Genomic DNA, 18,251 nt, shown 5'->3' with positions numbered 1-18,251 from the left:
ATTTGCATCAATAATTAATCATGGAAATACTATCCAATTTTCAGTATAAAAAGCTTTTTCTTCCGAATATTACGGAGAAAATACTGGCTAATAATGCAGACATACAGCTATACCGCATCGAAAACTACCTTAAAGGGATTTTAATGCCGGTGATCCCGTACCGTACCACTTTTAACTTTATTATTTTTGTGACAAAGGGACATATAAAGCAGTATCTGGAAAACAAAGAATATAATGCTGAAAAAGGCGGTGTGATCTTTATCAAACAGGGAACAATCACGGCTACCGTAGAACTCTCAGACGATATTGAGGGATTTTTCCTGGCTTATGAAAACAATATTCTTTCCGAACAGGAATTACCCAAGCACAAAAGCAGCATTTTTTTCATGACCCCATTCCTGAATCTGGACAGTCTTACCTACGGAACCATCACCCAGTTGCTTCCGATCCTGGAACAGGAACTTTGGCTGAATAACCTGAACATTAATGAAGTGGTGGTCACAATGCTTCATTTGATTCTTATCAAAATGCTGAGCACAGATTCAGATAGTCATCACAAATCGGCATCACGCCCAATGGAACTTTCGCTTCAGTTCCGTGATCTTTTGTTTAAATACCACGTAGCGGAAAAACGGGTGGCCTTTTATGCTGATAAACTGTCGGTAACGGAGAGCTACCTTAATAAATGTGTGAAAAATGTAACCCAAAAATCACCGAAGCAATGGATTAATGAGATTGATATTAATTACAGTAAAGCCTTGCTCCATTCAAGTAAGGACATCGCAGAAATAGCTTATGAACTCAACTTTCATACCGCATCACACTTTACTCAGCTTTTCAAGAAAATTGCAGGAATTACCCCTAAAGATTACAGAACACATTTTTTGAAGAACAGAGTTTCGGTATAAAATGGAAGCCGGAAGAGTGAGGAAAGAAATTCTGATTGTCCGAAATTGCTTTATGCCTTTTAAATAGATATTAAGAGGTCATTATAGATGAATAAAAACTTAAAAACTGATATTGGAATTTCAATACTTCCATCTTCACTCTTTCATCTTTCACCCTTCCTACATTTTTTCGTTTTCAAGAATCTTCAGCACTAGTTTTTCCTCTTGTGTCAGGCCGGCCTTTCCATCGTTTTCTTCGATTTGTTCCAATTCATCAAGGTACTTTTTGATTGTATTATTTTCGTAAAGATTGATCACCAAAGGATGTACATAATATTTTCTGCAAACCGTACTGGTATTTCCAAGATGTTCAGCCACGATTTCCAGAGCTTCTTTCACTTTCTTTTTATACTGCGTGTTATTTTCAGCGTAGCCAATCTCTTTAAAAGCGATTAAGGCACTCACCGTTCCGGACCAGGTCCTGAAATCCTTTGCAGTGAAATCTTCCCCGCTTATTTCTTTAATATAATCATTCACCATCCCGGAGTCAATAGAATGGCGGTTTCCTTCATCATCAAAATACTGGAAAAGTTCCCTTCCCGGAATATCCTTGCATTTTTGTACTAACCTGGAAAGTCTCTTGCTTTTCAGATTGATATTGTGCATAACACCTTTCTTTCCTTTAAATGAGAACGAAATCTTTTGCCCGTTAATTTTTACATGCTTATCCTTTAAAGTAGTCAAACCAAAGGAACCATACAGCTTTTCGTAGGCATTATTACCGATACGGATATTCGTACGCTGCATTAAACTTACAATTAAGGCCAGTATTTTTCTCTTCTCGAAATTTCTTAAAGCAAGATCCTGTTCCACATGAAGCCGTATATCCGGAAGCGCATACCCGAACTGAAGCATTCTGTAAAATTTGGTATGATTTCTTAAAGCACTCCACAAAGGATGATAGCGGTACTGCTTTCTCTTTTTTACATCAAAGCCGGTGGCCTGAAGATGACCGTTATCCAGGGCACAGATCCAGACATTTTCCCATGCGGGAGGAATAACCAGACTGTTGATCCTGTTGATCTCATTCTTGTCTTTAAGCTTTTCACCGTCCTTGTAATAAGCATACTTCTTCCCGTTCTTTTTACGGGTAATCCCTGCCGTTTCCGCATCGGTGGTATATACAAGATGTACCGCCTTTGCGGAGGCCTCGGGATCCTTCATGATCTTGACAATTTTTGAAGGCTTTAGGTGAGAAATAATTTCCAGATCCGTATTCTTCTCCATAAAAAATGGTTAAGAGTTCTTACCCCTCGAAAAGATCAGAAAAAGGACAACTACAACTGCAACGACTAGAATAATTCCCCACCACATTCCAGCCTTAAAAATAGTTTCTATTGCCTCACAGCTGGTTAGTGTAAGCAATACAAATATGGTCATACTGTATAAAGTCAATTTTCTCATGATATAAATATTTTGGTGTTATTATATTCTTTGATGGTCAGCTTTCCAGTTTTTGATAGAACGTTTAATCTCGTCGCCGGAGATATTTTCAGTGATGGCTTTGTTCAGAAGCTCCCGGAATTCGTCATCGTAAGCAAACCTTAATGCGGCAATCTGATCAAATCGTAGCTTTTCTGCCACTTCATCAGACCTTTTTCCGAAAATTTCGAAATACCGCTGTTTAAATTCAAGGATTACCATACGGTTTTGCAGTCCCAAAGCATAATGCTGCCTCGTCATAAAAGCCAGGTAGAAGAGGAGAAATATCACAATTGAAAATAAAATCCATGTCAGTTCGTTTTCTCTGTTATCCCAAATTTTATAAATTCCATAAATTTCCAGTACGATCAATATCGGAAGATAAATGAAATGATGGGGAGGATAAAACTTCCTGTGATTTTTATAATTCTGCTCTTTCATACGATGAATAGTAGCAATAATCTTTCCAAAACTTTATATGTTTAATAATAATTGCGTTTTTGTGGTACTTGAGCACCTGTTTAAATGAATATTGTTAATTATTTTCAACTAATTATAAATATGTTAGTATTTATTTAATGAATTGTAGACTTTAGAATAAATAACTTAGCTTAAAAGAGTAGTTATTGGGGTTGAATAGGAGTATCATTTACCCTTTAAAGAAAAATTTTAAATTTATTAGGCCAGCTTATAAAGTGAATTTCTTTCTTTTCACATTTAAAATTCAACTTACACTGAAACTTCAATCCACTTGGTCTGCAATGAAAAAATAACAAATCATTAACGAAATTACAGCTCTTATTTCATTATCAAACCTCAATTTTTTCGTAACTTTCGGTGTTTAAAAAGAAAAAAGAATGACTTCAAAGGAAAAAGTTGTTGCACTTCGGGAGGAGATGCAGAAAAATAATGTTGATGCATTTATAGTATATTCTGCAGATCCGCACATGAGCGAGTATTTGCCTGAAGAATGGCAGGAGAGAGCATGGCTTTCAGGATTTTTAGGTTCCGCAGGTTTTGTGGTGATCACCAAAGACAAAGCAGGTCTTTGGACGGATGGCCGATACTTTACCCAGGCAGCCCTTGAGCTTGAAAATTCAGGAATCGATCTTTTCAAAGACGGAATGGAAGGAACTCCCAATTATATAGACTGGATCATTTCTGAGATTCCTTCAGGTGGAAAAGTAGCCGTGAATGCTTTGGCCACTTCAAATGCCAACTGGGAACTGCTTTCACAAAAACTGCAGTCAAAAAATATTACATTAACAGATCTTCCATTACTAAAAGAGATATGGAAAGAAAGAGGAACGCCTTCTAAAAATCCAATTTTCATACATCCAGTAGAAAGAGCCGGAAAATCGGTTACCGATAAGATCAATGCTATCCGCCAGAAAATGGAAGATCAGGAAGCTACCGTTCATATTATTTCCAGCTTGGATGATGTAGCCTGGACACTGAATTTAAGAGGAAGCGATGTAGAAAGCAACCCTGTATTTTTAGGATATACAGTTATCACTAAAAATGATGCAGTTTTGTTCACAGACCTTGAAAAGCTGGAAGTAGAGGCAAGAAAACAGATGGATGAGTCTTTTGTGAAAATGATGCCTTACGAAGAATTTTACAATTATCTGAAAGCATTTAAAAATGAAAAGGTATTGGTTTCTCCGAACAGCAACCAGATGATCTATGAAACTTTAAAGGCTGATAACCAATTTATAAAAGCTCCTGTTCCCGGTAACCTGATGAAAGCCCAGAAAAATGAAACTGAGCTGGAAGGATTCAGAACAGTGATGGTAAGAGACGGTGTGGCTATGGTGAAATTCCTTTACTGGCTGACTCATAATGCGGGAAAAGAAGCAATGACTGAATATTCTATTGGTAAAAAACTGGGCGGTTTCCGTGCAGAAGGCAAAAACTTTGTAGGAGAAAGCTTTGGAAGCATTGTAGGTTATAAAGATAACGGTGCTATCATGCACTATTCTGCAAAAAGTGAAGGAAGTAAAGAAGTGACCAATGATGCCAGCATTCTGGTAGATTCAGGAGGACAATATCTTGAAGGAACTACCGATATCACAAGAACCTTGGCTTTAGGAGCGGTTTCTGATGATTTTAAAAGGAATTCCACTTTAGTGCTTCAGGGATTGATCCGTTTGTCCATGGTGAAATTCCCGAAAGGAACAAAAGGTGTTCATCTTGATGCCATTGCAAGGCTTCCGCTATGGATGGAAGGAAAAGATTTCAACCACGGAACCGGTCATGGAGTTGGAAGCTTTATGAATGTTCATGAAGGTCCACAGAATATCAGAAAAGATATGAATCCTCAGGATCTTCTTCCGGGAATGGTTTGTTCCAATGAACCGGGATACTATCTTGAAGGAGAATACGGAATCCGGCACGAAAACCTGATCGCCGTAAAAGAAGCAGAAAAAACAATTCACGGAACATTCTATGAATTTGAAACCCTGACGTTCTGTCCGTTCTTTAAGGATACCATTGTAAAAGAAATCCTTTCAGAAAAAGAAATTATCTGGCTGAATGATTACCACAGAACTTGTGAAGAAAAACTGGGTCCTTATCTTGAAGGAGAGATTAAAGATTGGTTCCTTGAATTGGTGAGCCCGCTTTAACAGTGCAAATGATAAAGATGGGTAATTGTAAATGATCAATGGTCAGTTTTGGATAGCTAAAATATTGAGCCTTACCTTTAAACATCAAATTTTATTCTTTGAACATTAATATTGTTAGATATATTTTTGAAGCCCCGTGGATTCCTCTGCGGGGCTTTTTCGTATTCATACAACCGTATTTTCACGGATATAATTATAGGGTTTCCCCTGACAGAAGGGATTATCAAGGATTCTATCTTTGTATCAATAAAAAAGACCAATCATTCATATCTTCATATATTACTAAACAATAAAACCATTTCGTCCTGAAATGGTTTTATTTTTATTATCAAACAAATCAGAGTTGATATAAATTCGACAGCTTAAAAGTGTTCAAGAAAGCTCTGAATATTTGCAGTGACTTCAGGATTTGTTTAATTTCGCCAAAAAACTAAAGAATGCTACAGGATTCTAAGTATAATTTGAAAACATGATAGAAGACTATTTTCGCAGCTTTGATATATTCTCAGACAGTGAAATCAGAGATTTTGCCCAACTCTTTGAAGCCAGAAAAATGTATAAAAATGAATTTTTTATACAGGAAGGTAGTCATTGTAAAGAAATAGCATTTATAGTATCCGGAATTTTCCGTTCCTATTATATTTCAGATGAAGGAAAAGATATGACCTACTGTTTTAGGTTCCCCAATCAGCTGATGGCCAGTTATTCATCATTTATCTCAGACTGTCCCAGCAGCGAAAATATGCAGGCTATCACCGATACTGAGCTGATGGTTCTGAAAAAAGATGCTGTAGATGATCTGGTAAAAGATGATCTCAACTGGACCAAGTTTTTAAAAATGATCGCAGAGCAGGAATATCTTGAACTTGAAAAAAGATTTTTCCAGCTTCAAAGAGACAGTGCAGCAAAGCGGTATGAGACTCTCCTTGGCAACCAGCCGGATTATGTTCAGAAAATTCCGCTGCAGTATCTGGCTTCTTATCTGGGAATTACACAAAGACATCTTAGCAGGATCAGAAAAGAAATTACGATATAAAAGGAAAGGCGATATTAGCTTAATAAAAACGATTGTTTTACTAATCAGAGAAATAAGCTAGAGAATTTCGGTTTTAGACATTTGTCCTACAGTACAGTATTGCAGCTCTATAATTTTGTAAAAAAAAATATATGGAGCACAATATTCTGGTCGTTGGAGGAAACGGCCTTGTAGGTAAAACAATTATCCGGATTTTAAAATCAAGAAATCCCCATCTGAATATTTTCGTGGGAGGGAGAAAAGGAGGTCAAACTGAGAAAGAACTCAAAATTGATGTCACTAACCCCGGAACATTCTCAGTGATTATAGATAAGAAAATTGACCTGATCATTCTTTCCGTTAATGATAAGGAAGATCATATTCTCCGGTTTGCCATTGAAAATAAAATAGATTATCTTGATATCACTAAACCAACTCCTGACCTTGTAAAAGCATATTCGGTTGCTAAAAACAGGAATATACAGAGCCGGATTGTATTCAGCTCAGGATGGATGGGTGGTATTGTCAATGGGCTTGTGAAAACACTTTCAGAAAAGACTACAGACATCCAGGAAGTGGAACTCTTTGTTTATTATTCTGTAAAAGACCTTGCCGGGGAAAGTTCTGCTCATTTCATGGCCGAAAATGTAGCAAAACCTTTTATCAGGTATGAAAATAACCGACAGGTTCCGATAAAACATTTCTTAGATTCCGAAAATTATAATTTTTCCTTTGGAATTGGTACAAGAGAGGTCTATAATTTTGATGTTCCGGATTTATATATTTTAAATCAGATTGAAAAAGTACCCAGCGTCAGCGTTAAAATGACTTACAATTCTAAATTTATCACCTGGCTTTTAGGTGCATTTCAAAAAATGAGAATTTTTAATATTCTGTCTTTAAAAGAAAGAAGAATGATCTTCGGATCAAGTGGAAAAGGAGATCAGAGTGTATTTGAAATCGTTGTAAGAACCAATGGTAAAATTAAAAAGTTAAGTCTGCAGAGTACAAAAGGGCAGGCTGAACTGACGGCTTTGTCTGCAGTATTGCATACGGAAGAACTGCTGAATAATTCCCATGAAAATAATGTCTATTTCAGTCACCAGCTGCATCAGCCATCATTATTGCTGGAAAAGCTCAAATCCTATGGAACAATCAATATATCATGAAGAAAATAGCCATTATCAACGGTCATCCCAATAAAGATTCATTTAATTTTGGAATTGTAAAAGCTTACCGGGAAGGAGCCCTTACATCAGGAGCGGAAGTGAGAGAAATTACAATTGCCGAATTGAAATTTGATCCCGTTCTCCATTTCGGATACCAGAAAAGAATGGAACTGGAGCGGGATCTCCTGAAAGCATGGGAGATCATACTGTGGGCAGACCATATGGTTTGGATCCATCCGGTCTGGTGGGGAGGTATGCCTGCAATGATGAAAGGTTTTATTGATCGGTTGTTCTTGCCGGGGTTCGCTTATAAATACAGAGAAAATTCAGTTTGGTGGGATAAGCTGCTAAAAGGAAAAACAGCACACATCATCACAACGCTCGATCAGCCGGGTTGGTACTATTGGCTTCTGTATGGTAAGCCAAGTATTAATCAGCTGAAAAAGTCAACCTTGGAATTCTGTGGTGTAAAACCTATTAAAGTAACTTATATAGGTATTATAAGAAATTCTACTGAGATGCAGCGTACAAAATGGCTTTATAAAGTAAGAGAATTGGGAAGAAAGCAAAAATAAAACCGTCATTGCGAGGAACAAGTGACGAACAATCTCATTTACTGATCATATATGCTAAATATTGGGGGTCGTGTTAAATATTTTATCAGTTCTACAAAACAAACATAGATTTAACTACAAACATTAATTTAAATAAGATTGCTTCGTCGCTTTGTTCCTCGCAATGACTTAAACTATCAAAAATCCAAAAACTTCAATCAAAACAATAGACAATCTGTATAAAATAGCTCATCATAAATTAGCCTGAAAAAGCGTAAATTTGCATCATGAATAACGATACGATTTGCGCACTGGCTACGGCCAATGGAGTAGGAGCTTTAGGCATTATCAGAGTTTCAGGAAACAATGCTTTACCGGTGGTTCAGAAAAGTTTTCCGGGCAAAAAACTTGAAAAGCAAAAATCCCATACCATTCATTACGGTTATTTTATGGATGGGGAGGAAGCTATTGATGAGGTAATGCTTTCTATTTTTCTAGCTCCGAAAAGTTTCACTACAGAAAATTCTGTGGAAATTGCTTTTCACGGTTCACCGCATATCGGAAAACGTATTCTTGAAACCCTCATCAAAAACGGGGCTAGAATGGCCAAGGCAGGAGAGTTTACTCTTCGTGCGTTCATTAACGGAAGGATAGATCTTTCGCAGGCGGAAGCGATTGCAGATGTAATCGCCTCTGAAAATGAAGCTTCCAGAAAAGTAGCCATCAATCAACTTAAAGGAGGAATAACCAACGAAATATCAATATTAAGAACCGATCTTTTGAATTTTGTTTCCTTGATCGAACTTGAATTGGATTTTGCAGAGGAAGATGTAGAGTTTGCAGACCGGTCTGCCCTTAATGGACTTTTGGATAAAATTGAGTTGAAATTAAATTCTCTTATTGAAAGTTTCCAGTACGGAAATGCCATCAAAAACGGAACGGCGGTTGCCATCATCGGAAAGCCGAATGCTGGGAAATCTACGCTTTTAAATGCTTTATTAAAAGAGGAAAGAGCAATCGTCAGTAATATTGCAGGAACAACCAGAGATACGATTGAAGAAATTTTGCATATTAAAGGTCATGCATTCCGTCTTATTGATACAGCCGGTCTTCGTGATACTATTGATGAAATTGAAGCTATAGGCGTTAAAAAGGCTAAGGAAAAAGTGGAGAATGCCAATATTCTTGTATACCTTGCAGATGCTGCCACAGAAGATTACTCGGAAGATATTGAAATGATCAAATCTCTTCAGAGAGAAGATTTAAAGCTGATCATCTGTGCTACAAAAATCGACGAAGTACTGCCTCCGAAATATGAAGCGGTAGAAGCGATTTTTAGAAATGAAATTGCCCAGGATTTTGATTTTATCAGAATATCAGCCGTAGAAAACCAAAATATCCAGGATCTGAAAAATGAATTGTCTTCCTACGTTGAACAACTAAAATCACAGGAAAATAATGTAGTCATTACCAATCAAAGACACTTTGAAGCCCTTCGTAAATCTCTTGATGCTACTCATAAAGTGAAAGAAGCCATTTCATTCCAAATCTCTACAGAATTACTCGCCTATGAATTAAGAAATGCTTTAGAACATCTTGGCGAAATTTCCGGGGAGGTAACAAATGATGAGGTGCTGGGGAATATTTTTTCTAAGTTTTGTATCGGAAAGTAGCAAATGTTTTAGATTGTATATAGATTGCAATTAATAATAATGAACTCCCTTTAAATGTAATGTTTAAAGGGAGTTTTATTTGTCTTTTTTGCAGATTGTATGAGAATAATTTCCCCTATTTTCAATTGATATGAAAACCGCTACTATATGAAAAAAAGTAAGATAAGGCTATACTGAATTTTGAAAATCTCGATATAAAAAGCAAAGCTATTATTTAACTACATTTTTAGCAAGGGTTTTAAACTTAACCCCATTCTCCTGAGTCACAGTGATGGTCATATGACCGGTTTTACTGGTATGCATATCACTTACTATTCCTGATTTTCCGGTGTGTGTACCGGCTATAACCTTGCAAAGATCACCATTAGTTAATTTTTCGGAGTTGCCTGTTTTCATTTTAAAATATATTTTGGACATATGGTAAATATAAGCTTTTGATAATATTTTCCTGTTGTTACAATAAAAATTGGTTCCGTGGTGGATCAGCAGCGGTTTATCTTTCTTCAGCCTGCAATGAATATGTATACCGTTATTTTGTCATACGAGATAAAGTGTACAATTTTAAAGTAAAAGCTGTATGTCCGGGATTTACCAAGGATTTCAACGGTCATAGAGGAACTGGAACTTTAGAAGCTGCCGGAAAACGAACTATAAAGTATACTTTGATTGATAAGGGCGGACCGACCGGAAAATTTTAGTGAGAAAAATAATACTGAAACGGGAGAAGTATCTTGGTGATTTGATAATAATCATATCGTATTTAAATGTCAACTTGTTTATGATTGAAGAATAAAATGAGAGTAGAAAAGGTTTTGCACCATTCGGATCAAAGTACAAATTTGATCATATACATTTGGCTTGTTTTATGCTATATTTATCAAATTAATTTTAAAAATGACAATATGAAAAAGAAATTATTGACATTATTAGCTTTTGGTTTATTTTCAATAGCTATTAATGCCCAGGAAACTGTAAAACAAGAAGCGAAAAATGTTGGCAATGCCATTGAAAAAGGAGCAAAAGCAACAGGAAAAGGAGTAAAAGATGGTGCAGAATGGGTAGGAGATAAAGCTCAAAAAGGTGCAAAAGCGACCAAAAAAGGAGTTAAAAAAAGCACCAAATGGGTTGCCAAAACCACTACCAAAGGCGCGAAAAATGTTAAAAAAACTGCTGTAAAAAGTGCAGATGCAATCTCAGATGGTTATAAAGATGTAAAAGCAGATTTAAAGAAATAATTTTTCAGAAAACTTTTAAAAAGCGACTTCTATAATTGAAGTCGTTTTTTTTATGCGATATTTAAAAAATTCGACTTCATTTGTAAAAGATGATAATATCTTCCTTTTTTCTAATTGATTTTAGCGTTATTTGGAAAAATCAGACATGGTTCCATACCCACCTGCTAATACAAGACCACATTCTATGTGGAAAACATCAGATAGTCCCTTGCTATTTCTCAGCATTTCAGAAAGCTGCTTCACTTCAGTATTTTTCAGATATTTTGTCAAGTGTGAAATATTTGAGACTTTTCCGGATCTGATTGAAAATCAGTTACTTTTAAATTAGTAATAATTGTTTCATAGTCTTTCTCATTTGTTACACGATAAACAGGCCAGTTCCTAGCCATAAACCGGCCTGCAGCTTACCATTTGTATACAGCCAAACATGGGTTGCAATAATTATAATTCACCGTTCTCATATTATTTTTTTAGCATAGCTAACTTTATAAGAAAAGAAATTGCCTTTATCTTAGGGAGTATTTGTTAGTTTATACAATTGAAATTTATACAACAATAATCCGGAATCAGCAGTGTATAATTTTTGATGTTAAATTCAGTCTTTTGTAATTTTCAATCGGTAGAGTACTAAATATGGTAAGAAAAAACAGATATTGATGTATGTTTTAATAATAAAAAGTGTGTTTTTTACATTTTTTTTGTATTCAAAATGAAAAAAAAGTAAACTATTCTTATCATAATATTTATTCAAAAGATATATTTTTTTTCCTGATGAGATTTTTATTGTAATTAATTGTAAACTCATGGTTTATAAAATTACTAAGTGTAAAAAATATGATAACCTTATCATAATAATAATGTATATGATATCATAAAAAATCGATATGTAATAGGTTGATATGCAGTATATAATGGAAGATTTATTTTTTTTATTCAGATGAATTTTTATATTTGTAATGTTACCAAAATGTTAACAAACTAATGAATCAGAACTTTATTCATACCTACGTCTCTGTGGACTGTGTTGTTTTCGGATTTGACCATGAAAACCGACTGAATATATTATTAGTACAACGCTATGTTGAGGATATTCCGTTGGAAAAACAAAGAAAACTGCCGGGCAGCCTGATCTTCAGCGATGAAGATGTGGATGATGCGGCACAAAGGGTACTTCATGAGCTTACAGGGATTAAAAAAATGGTGCTTAAGCAGTTCAGGTGTTTTGCTGACCCTATGAGGGCAAGTAATGTACATGATATAAAATGGATGGATAAGGAATACAACCACCATATAGACAGAATTATTACAGTAGCCTATCTTTCTCTTTGTAAAATAGATCATAAGATCAACAGCACAAAATATGATACTGTAGACTGGTATCCTATTGATGAGGTTCCGGTATTGCCTTTTGATCATAACAGAATTATAGATGAGTCTTTGGTGGAGATCAGAAAATGGATTGAATCAGATTTCTCCATTATTTTTGAGCTGCTTCCAAAAAGATTTACCATAAGACAGCTTTATCAGTTATACAGTGCTTTAAGTGAAAAAAATATTGATATTAAAAATTTTCATAAAAAAATATCTTCATTTTCCTACATTGTCCCTTTGAATGAAATTCAAAAAGATGTATCACACCGTGCAGCAAGATATTACAGATTCGATGCTAAGATCTTCAAGAAAACTAATACAAAACTTATAAAATAACCCTTTTTTAAAATTATGTACTTATTAGGCTATGACATTGGCAGTTCTTCTGTGAAAGTGTGTCTCATTGAGGCATCCAGTGGAAAAGTGATTGCTTCGGAATTTTCTCCCAAAAAAGAAATGAAAATCACGGCTCTAAATCCGGGGTGGGCAGAGCAAAACCCGGGAGACTGGTGGACCAATCTGAAACTGGCCCACGAAGTTGTCATGCATGAATCTGGTGTACATGCAGAAGATATTAAAGGAATTGGGATTACCTGGCAGATGCATGGTTTGATATTGGTAGACAAAGACCAAAATCTCTTAAGATCGTCTATTATCTGGTGCGACAGCCGTGCTGTTCCTTATGGTGAAAAAGCGTTCAAAGAAATAGGAGAGGAAAAATGCCTGTCGCACCTCTTAAATTCACCGGGAAATTTTACAGCATCAAAGCTTGCTTGGGTAAAAGAAAACGAGCCTGAAATTTTTGAAAAAATAGATAAAATCATGCTTCCGGGAGATTATATCGCGATGAGACTCTCAGGGCAGATCGGAATGACGATCGAAGGATTATCAGAAGGAATCTTCTGGGATTTCAAAAACAATTGCATCTCGGAAGATATCATCAACCATTATGGTATTCCAAAAAGCTTTTTCCCGGAAATTGTGCCCACATTTGGAATCCAGGCAACCGTTTCTAAACCAGCAGCTGAGGAATTAGGCTTAAAAGAAGGAACGCCTATTTCATACAGGGCAGGAGACCAGCCCAACAATGCACTTTCACTGAATGTTTTTAATCCGGGAGAAATTGCTTCCACCGCTGGAACTTCCGGAGTAGTATACGGAGTTCTGGATCAACTGGAATACGATAAGTTATCAAGAGTCAATACATTTGCCCATGTCAATTATACTCCTGAACAGACCAGACTGGGGGTTTTGCTTTGTATCAACGGGACAGGAATTTTAAATTCCTGGTTAAAACATAATTTCGCGACCTCACTTTCGTCTTACGGTGATATGAATGATATGGCTTCACTTTCACCGATAGGCTCAAAAGGATTGAGTATTATTCCCTTTGGAAACGGAGCTGAAAGAGTACTTGAAAATAAAAATACAAGCTGCTCGATGCACGGAATTAATTTCAACATCCATACAAAGGGAGACATTCTCCGTGCGGCGCAGGAAGGTATCGTATTCTCTTATGAGTACGGAATGGATATCATGAGGAATATCGGAATGGATATTCAGGTGATTCGTGCAGGAAATGCCAACATGTTTTTAAGTTCAATTTTTCGCCAGTCGCTAGCCAGTGTCAGCAATGCCGTTATTGAACTTTATGATACTGATGGAGCAGTAGGAGCCGCAAGGGCCGCTGGAATGGGAATAGGATTTTATTCAGATTCCGGAGAAGCATTTTCTTCACTTGAAAAAATAGCGGTAATAGAGCCTGAACATGAAAAACGAGAACAATATTTAGAAGCCTATGCCAGATGGAAACATCATCTTAACGAAATAATCTAGACAAACTACAACAGAATTTTCATCCGCTTACTGACCCTTAAAAATCAGTGGGAAGGAGATTTCTACGCAAAAAATTAAAAAACAAATTAAAAATAATCAGATAAATATGAACACTTTAACAGGAACAAAAGAGTTTTTTACGGGTATTGAAAAAATAAAGTTTGAGGGAAAGGAAAGCAAAAATCCATTGGCATTCCGCTACTATGATGCAGAAAAGATAGTGATGGGAAAACCTATGAAAGACTGGACAAGATTTGCTATGGCATGGTGGCACACCCTATGTGCAAATGGAAGTGATCCTTTCGGGGGACCTACCATTCACCACCCTTGGGATATTGGAAATGATGCGGTGACAAGAGCCATGCACAAAATGGATGCAGGTTTTGAATTTATGTCTAAAATGGGCTTCACGTACTACTGTTTTCACGATATCGATTTGGTAGACCCTGCCAATAACTGGAAGGACTATGAGAAAAACCTCCAGACTATTGTAGAATATGCAAAACAAAAGCAACAGGAAACAGGAATTAAGCTTTTATGGGGAACAGCCAATGTTTTTACACATGAAAGATATATGAACGGTGCGTCTACCAACCCTAATTTTGATGTCGTAGCCTGCGCAGGAACCCAGGTGAAGAATTCAATAGATGCGACGATAGCACTTGGAGGCGAAAATTATGTTTTCTGGGGGGGAAGAGAAGGATATATGAGTCTTTTAAATACTGAAATGAAACGCGAAAAGGATCATCTGGCCCGTTTCCTTTCCATGTCAAGAGATTATGCCCGCCAGCAAGGGTTCAAAGGAACTTTCCTGATCGAACCTAAACCGATGGAACCTACAAAACACCAATACGATTACGATTCTGAAACCGTAATAGGATTCCTAAGACATTATGGACTGGACAAAGACTTTAAGTTGAATATTGAAGTAAATCACGCTACTTTGGCAGGTCATACATTTGAGCACGAACTTCAGGTTGCTGTAGATGCCGGGCTTTTAGGAAGTATTGATGCCAACAGGGGAGATTATCAGAACGGATGGGATACGGATCAGTTCCCGATCGATTATTATGATATGGTTCAGGCATGGCTTGTACTGCTTCCGGCAGGAGGCCTGGGAACCGGAGGAGTAAACTTTGATGCCAAAATCAGAAGAAATTCTATTGATGCTGAAGATTTATTCATTTCCCATATTTCTGGAATGGATGTCTTTGCAAAAGGCCTTCTTGCAGCAGCAGATATCCTTGAAAATTCGGATTATAAAAGACTGAGAACAGACCGATATGCTTCTTTTGATAACGGAAATGGAAAAGCATTCGAGAATGGTACGCTTACCTTGGAAGATCTTCAGAGAATAGCTCACGAAATCGGAGAACCACAACCAAAAAGCGGCAAACAGGAATTGTTTGAAGCCATCGTGAATATGTATATATAATAAGAAGATAAAAGGCTCTTAACACTAAGGATTTTAGAAATTATAATTATTAAAACAGCCTTTTATTCAATAACTAATACTAAAAAATAATAATTATGAACCGATTGTATTTTAATAAAAGCAATAGAGCAGCATTATTTTTTGCAATGACTTTATTGCCTTCCGGTATAGCATATTCACAGGTTAAGAAAGATACAGTAGCTAAAGAAAATAAAATAGATGAAGTTGTAGTCATCGGATATGGTACGCAGAAAAAAGAAGCTGTTACCGGATCTGTTGCTTCTTTAAGTGGTAATGCCATAAAAGAAGTGCCTTCCGCAAACATTACAGAAGCCATTCAGGGCCGTCTTCCCGGCGTTGATATTGGAAGGACTTCAACAAAACCGGGTGCCGTACAGCAGATCCGTATCAGAGGTGAACGTTCTTTAACGGGATCCAATGATCCTTTGATCGTATTAGACGGTATTCCGTTCGTTGGATCTTTGGGAGATATAAGTCCGTCAGATATCAAAACTCTGGATGTTCTTAAAGATGCTTCCGCTACGGCTATTTATGGTTCCCGTGGTGCCAACGGAGTGATCATCATAACCACCAACAGAGGAGGGAAAGGACAAAGAGCGAGATTTTCATATAATGCCTATACCGGATTTCAGACTCTGTTTTCTAAATATCCGATGATGGATGGTCCTAAACTCGAAAAATTAAGAGCTGACGCCGGCCTCTTTACAAACGGTCCGGATGAGATTAACGGGACCAATACAGATTGGCAGGATCAATATTATGGGGTAGGATTGATGATGAATCATGATGTTGCAGTTACAGGAGGAACAGAAAAAGGAGGATACAATTTCGGAGTTGCCTATTTTCAGCAGGACGGAGTAGTACCATTGCAAAAATATAAAAGACTTTCCATTAGAGGAGCTCTGGATCAGGAAATTAATTCCTGGTTAAAGGTTGGATTTTCAACGAATTCTAATTTCTCTGTGAATGATTTTAATGGAATAAGCGGAGCACCTGTTTTAGGGTATTCCCCATTGGTAAGTCCCTATCTTGCAGACGGATCGCCAAGATTAAGAACGACATTTGCAAATGTTGACCAAACCGCTTTGCAAACGAGATCAATTCTGGAAGGGCTGGGTGACGCTTATGCAGACCGAACGAATGCTTTCAGTTCTTATAATAATTTGTATGGAGAAATTAAAATTCCAGGGGTTGAAGGGCTTAAATACAGATTAAACGTTGGATTAACCTACAGAAACTCAAACAGTGGCTATTATCTGGGAACAGGTGCACTCAATTATCAACCAGCTACTTTATCTTCAGCAAACATAGGCAATTCTCTGACTACACAATGGGTGTTGGAAAACCTGATAACCTACGACAGAAGTTTTGGCAAGCATAAAATTAATGCAACAGCTTTATATTCAGCTGAGCAGACAAGATTTAACAGCTCGTTGATTGCTGCACGTGATGTGCCTATTGATGCTTTTCAGTATTTCAATTTAGGTCATGCACAAGGTGAAGTAACCATAGATCCTAACAACCAGGGATATTGGAGAAGAGGGCTGATGTCTTTCATGGGAAGAGCAATGTATCAGTATGATAACCGTTACATGTTGACAGCAACAGTAAGATCAGACGGAGCTTCAGTATTGGCTAAAGGGCACCAGTGGCATACTTACCCGGCAATTTCAGTAGGTTGGAATGTCGCCAATGAAAGTTTCCTCCGAAATTCGAAATACATCAATATGCTGAAGTTACGGGCTGGTTATGGGCAAACATCCAACCAGGCAGTTGCTCCATACACAACCTTCGGTAGCTTAAGTACTACACCTTATAATTTTGGAGGGACTAATGTGATAGGTAATTATGTGAGTTCAGCGCCTAATGCATCTTTAGGATGGGAATTTTCGAAAACCTGGAATTACGGTGTTGATTTTTCGATTCTTAACAGAAGAATAACAGGTACTGTAGAATATTATGTTACCAATACTGAAAAATTATTGCTGAGCAAAGGCTTACCTGCATCCAGTGGATTGGGTTCAGTTACCGAGAATGTTGGGGCATCTCAGAATAAGGGTGTAGAGATATCGCTTAATGCAGTGATCTTTGATAATCCTGATGGCTTCAGCTGGGAAGTAGGAGGTAATTTATCTGCGAACAGAAATAAGATTACAGCGCTTGCATCCGGAATGGATAGAAATGTAAACAATTTATGGTTTGTAGGTTATAATATTAATGCCCTGTACGATTATCAATATATGGGCCTCTGGCAGCAGGGAGATCCGTATTTGAATATTCTGGAGCCACAGGTTGGCGCAGCACCGGGAATGATCAAAGTATTATATACCGGAGAATACAATGCTGATGGTACACCAAAGAGAGCAATTAATGAAGCTGATAGACAGATTATTAACACCAATCCCGATTTCATCGGTGGTTTTAATACGAGACTTGCTTATAAAAATATAGATTTAAGCATTGTAGGAGCTTTCCAGAAAGGAGGCGTACTGATCAGTTCTATTTATGGTTCCGCTGGCTACCTTAACAGACTAACAGGTAGAGGAAATAATGTTGATGTAGATTACTGGACCGAAGAAAATCCTGATGTAAGATATCCAAAACCAGGTGGATTGTTAAGTGGTGATAACCCTAAATATGGTTCTACACTCGCTCTGTTTGATGCATCTTTTGTGAAAATCAGAACGATTACCGTAGGATATAATTTTAATAAAAACGCCCTGAACAGTTTAGGCGTTAGTAATCTTCGTCTGTATGTTACGGTACAGAATCCATTTGTATTTGGTTCTCCTTATTATAGATATTCTGGTATGGATCCGGAACCGAACTCAAGAGGTAATGAAAATCAGGCTGTAAACTCATATAAAGCCAATCAGCTTATTATAGGTACAAATAATCCATCTACGAGAAATTATATGATGGGGCTAAATCTAACCTTTTAAAAAT

The 18,251-nt window shown here is 36.9% G+C and carries 16 protein-coding genes; 12 read left to right on the top strand and 4 right to left on the bottom strand.

All coding sequences use genetic code 11. From position 1 onward, the window contains the following. Positions 1 to 20: 20 nt before the first annotated feature. Positions 21 to 908 (top strand): AraC family transcriptional regulator, encoded by an 888-nt coding sequence (locus tag QF044_RS11780; RefSeq protein ID WP_307267342.1) that lies wholly within the window; start codon positions 21 to 23, stop codon positions 906 to 908. Positions 909 to 1,067: 159 nt separating this feature from the next. Here QF044_RS11780 and QF044_RS11775 read toward each other — a convergent pair whose 3' ends face one another. Both QF044_RS11775 and QF044_RS11770 read right to left on the bottom strand, forming a co-directional pair. After that, a complete protein-coding gene (locus tag QF044_RS11775) occupies positions 1,068 to 2,174 on the bottom strand; it encodes a DNA topoisomerase IB (protein WP_307267339.1) in 1,107 nt (368 codons plus the stop codon). Between the two features lie 198 nt (positions 2,175 to 2,372). Continuing rightward, on the bottom strand, positions 2,373 to 2,810 hold the full coding sequence (locus QF044_RS11770) for a DUF6526 family protein (protein WP_307267336.1): 438 nt from the start codon (positions 2,808 to 2,810) through the stop codon (positions 2,373 to 2,375). A gap of 416 nt (positions 2,811 to 3,226) precedes the next feature. Here QF044_RS11770 and QF044_RS11765 point away from each other — a divergent pair, with 416 nt between their 5' ends. The 5 genes from QF044_RS11765 to mnmE all read left to right on the top strand — a co-directional run bounded on the left by QF044_RS11765 (position 3,227) and on the right by mnmE (position 9,407). After that, positions 3,227 to 4,996: an aminopeptidase P family protein gene (locus QF044_RS11765; protein WP_307267334.1), complete on the top strand. Its 1,770-nt coding sequence runs from the start codon at positions 3,227 to 3,229 to the stop codon at positions 4,994 to 4,996. Positions 4,997 to 5,465: 469 nt separating this feature from the next. Beyond that, complete coding sequence (locus QF044_RS11760; RefSeq protein WP_307267331.1) at positions 5,466 to 6,032, top strand: Crp/Fnr family transcriptional regulator; 567 nt, start codon at positions 5,466 to 5,468, stop codon at positions 6,030 to 6,032. A 131-nt stretch (positions 6,033 to 6,163) separates the two neighbouring features. Then, a complete protein-coding gene (locus tag QF044_RS11755; protein ID WP_307267328.1) occupies positions 6,164 to 7,180 on the top strand; it encodes a saccharopine dehydrogenase in 1,017 nt (338 codons plus the stop codon). Continuing rightward, a complete protein-coding gene (locus QF044_RS11750) occupies positions 7,177 to 7,755 on the top strand; it encodes an NAD(P)H-dependent oxidoreductase (protein WP_307267325.1) in 579 nt (192 codons plus the stop codon). Before QF044_RS11755 ends, QF044_RS11750 begins: the two co-directional genes overlap by 4 nt. A 266-nt stretch (positions 7,756 to 8,021) precedes the next feature. Next, positions 8,022 to 9,407, top strand: a complete 1,386-nt coding sequence (mnmE, locus tag QF044_RS11745; protein ID WP_307267322.1) for a tRNA uridine-5-carboxymethylaminomethyl(34) synthesis GTPase MnmE — start codon at positions 8,022 to 8,024, stop codon at positions 9,405 to 9,407. A gap of 210 nt (positions 9,408 to 9,617) precedes the next feature. On the opposite strand, the gene QF044_RS11740 is transcribed toward mnmE, so the two are convergent. Next, the gene (locus QF044_RS11740; protein ID WP_307267321.1) at positions 9,618 to 9,803 is read right to left on the bottom strand and encodes a KOW motif-containing protein; all 186 of its coding nucleotides are present in this window, start codon (positions 9,801 to 9,803) and stop codon (positions 9,618 to 9,620) included. Positions 9,804 to 9,841: 38 nt separating this feature from the next. On the opposite strand from QF044_RS11740, the gene QF044_RS11735 reads away from it, so the two are divergent. Both QF044_RS11735 and QF044_RS11730 read left to right on the top strand, forming a co-directional pair. After that, positions 9,842 to 10,105, top strand: coding sequence for a hypothetical protein (locus QF044_RS11735; protein ID WP_307267318.1), 264 nt, complete (start codon positions 9,842 to 9,844; stop codon positions 10,103 to 10,105). A 204-nt stretch (positions 10,106 to 10,309) separates the two neighbouring features. Further along, entirely contained in the window at positions 10,310 to 10,642 is a 333-nt protein-coding gene (locus tag QF044_RS11730) for a hypothetical protein (protein WP_307267315.1), read from the top strand. A gap of 126 nt (positions 10,643 to 10,768) precedes the next feature. Here QF044_RS11730 and QF044_RS11725 read toward each other — a convergent pair whose 3' ends face one another. Beyond that, positions 10,769 to 10,912, bottom strand: coding sequence for a hypothetical protein (locus QF044_RS11725; protein ID WP_307267313.1), 144 nt, complete (start codon positions 10,910 to 10,912; stop codon positions 10,769 to 10,771). Between the two features lie 711 nt (positions 10,913 to 11,623). On the opposite strand from QF044_RS11725, the gene QF044_RS11720 reads away from it, so the two are divergent. From QF044_RS11720 to QF044_RS11705, 4 genes are all read left to right on the top strand, one after another. Further along, complete coding sequence (locus QF044_RS11720) at positions 11,624 to 12,349, top strand: NUDIX domain-containing protein (protein WP_307267311.1); 726 nt, start codon at positions 11,624 to 11,626, stop codon at positions 12,347 to 12,349. 15 nt (positions 12,350 to 12,364) lie between these two features. After that, entirely contained in the window at positions 12,365 to 13,849 is a 1,485-nt protein-coding gene (locus tag QF044_RS11715) for a xylulokinase (RefSeq protein WP_307267308.1), read from the top strand. Positions 13,850 to 13,955: 106 nt separating this feature from the next. Next, positions 13,956 to 15,284, top strand: a complete 1,329-nt coding sequence (xylA, locus tag QF044_RS11710; RefSeq protein ID WP_307267304.1) for a xylose isomerase — start codon at positions 13,956 to 13,958, stop codon at positions 15,282 to 15,284. 95 nt (positions 15,285 to 15,379) lie between these two features. Next, positions 15,380 to 18,247: a SusC/RagA family TonB-linked outer membrane protein gene (locus tag QF044_RS11705; protein ID WP_307267302.1), complete on the top strand. Its 2,868-nt coding sequence runs from the start codon at positions 15,380 to 15,382 to the stop codon at positions 18,245 to 18,247. The last annotated feature ends 4 nt before the right edge of the window (positions 18,248 to 18,251 follow it).

Origin of the sequence: Chryseobacterium sp. W4I1 (genome assembly GCF_030816115.1) — a bacterium.
Lineage (GTDB): Bacteria > Bacteroidota > Bacteroidia > Flavobacteriales > Weeksellaceae > Chryseobacterium.
Note: the sequence above shows the minus strand (reverse complement) of the source record. Positions and strands in the feature narration are given on the sequence as shown.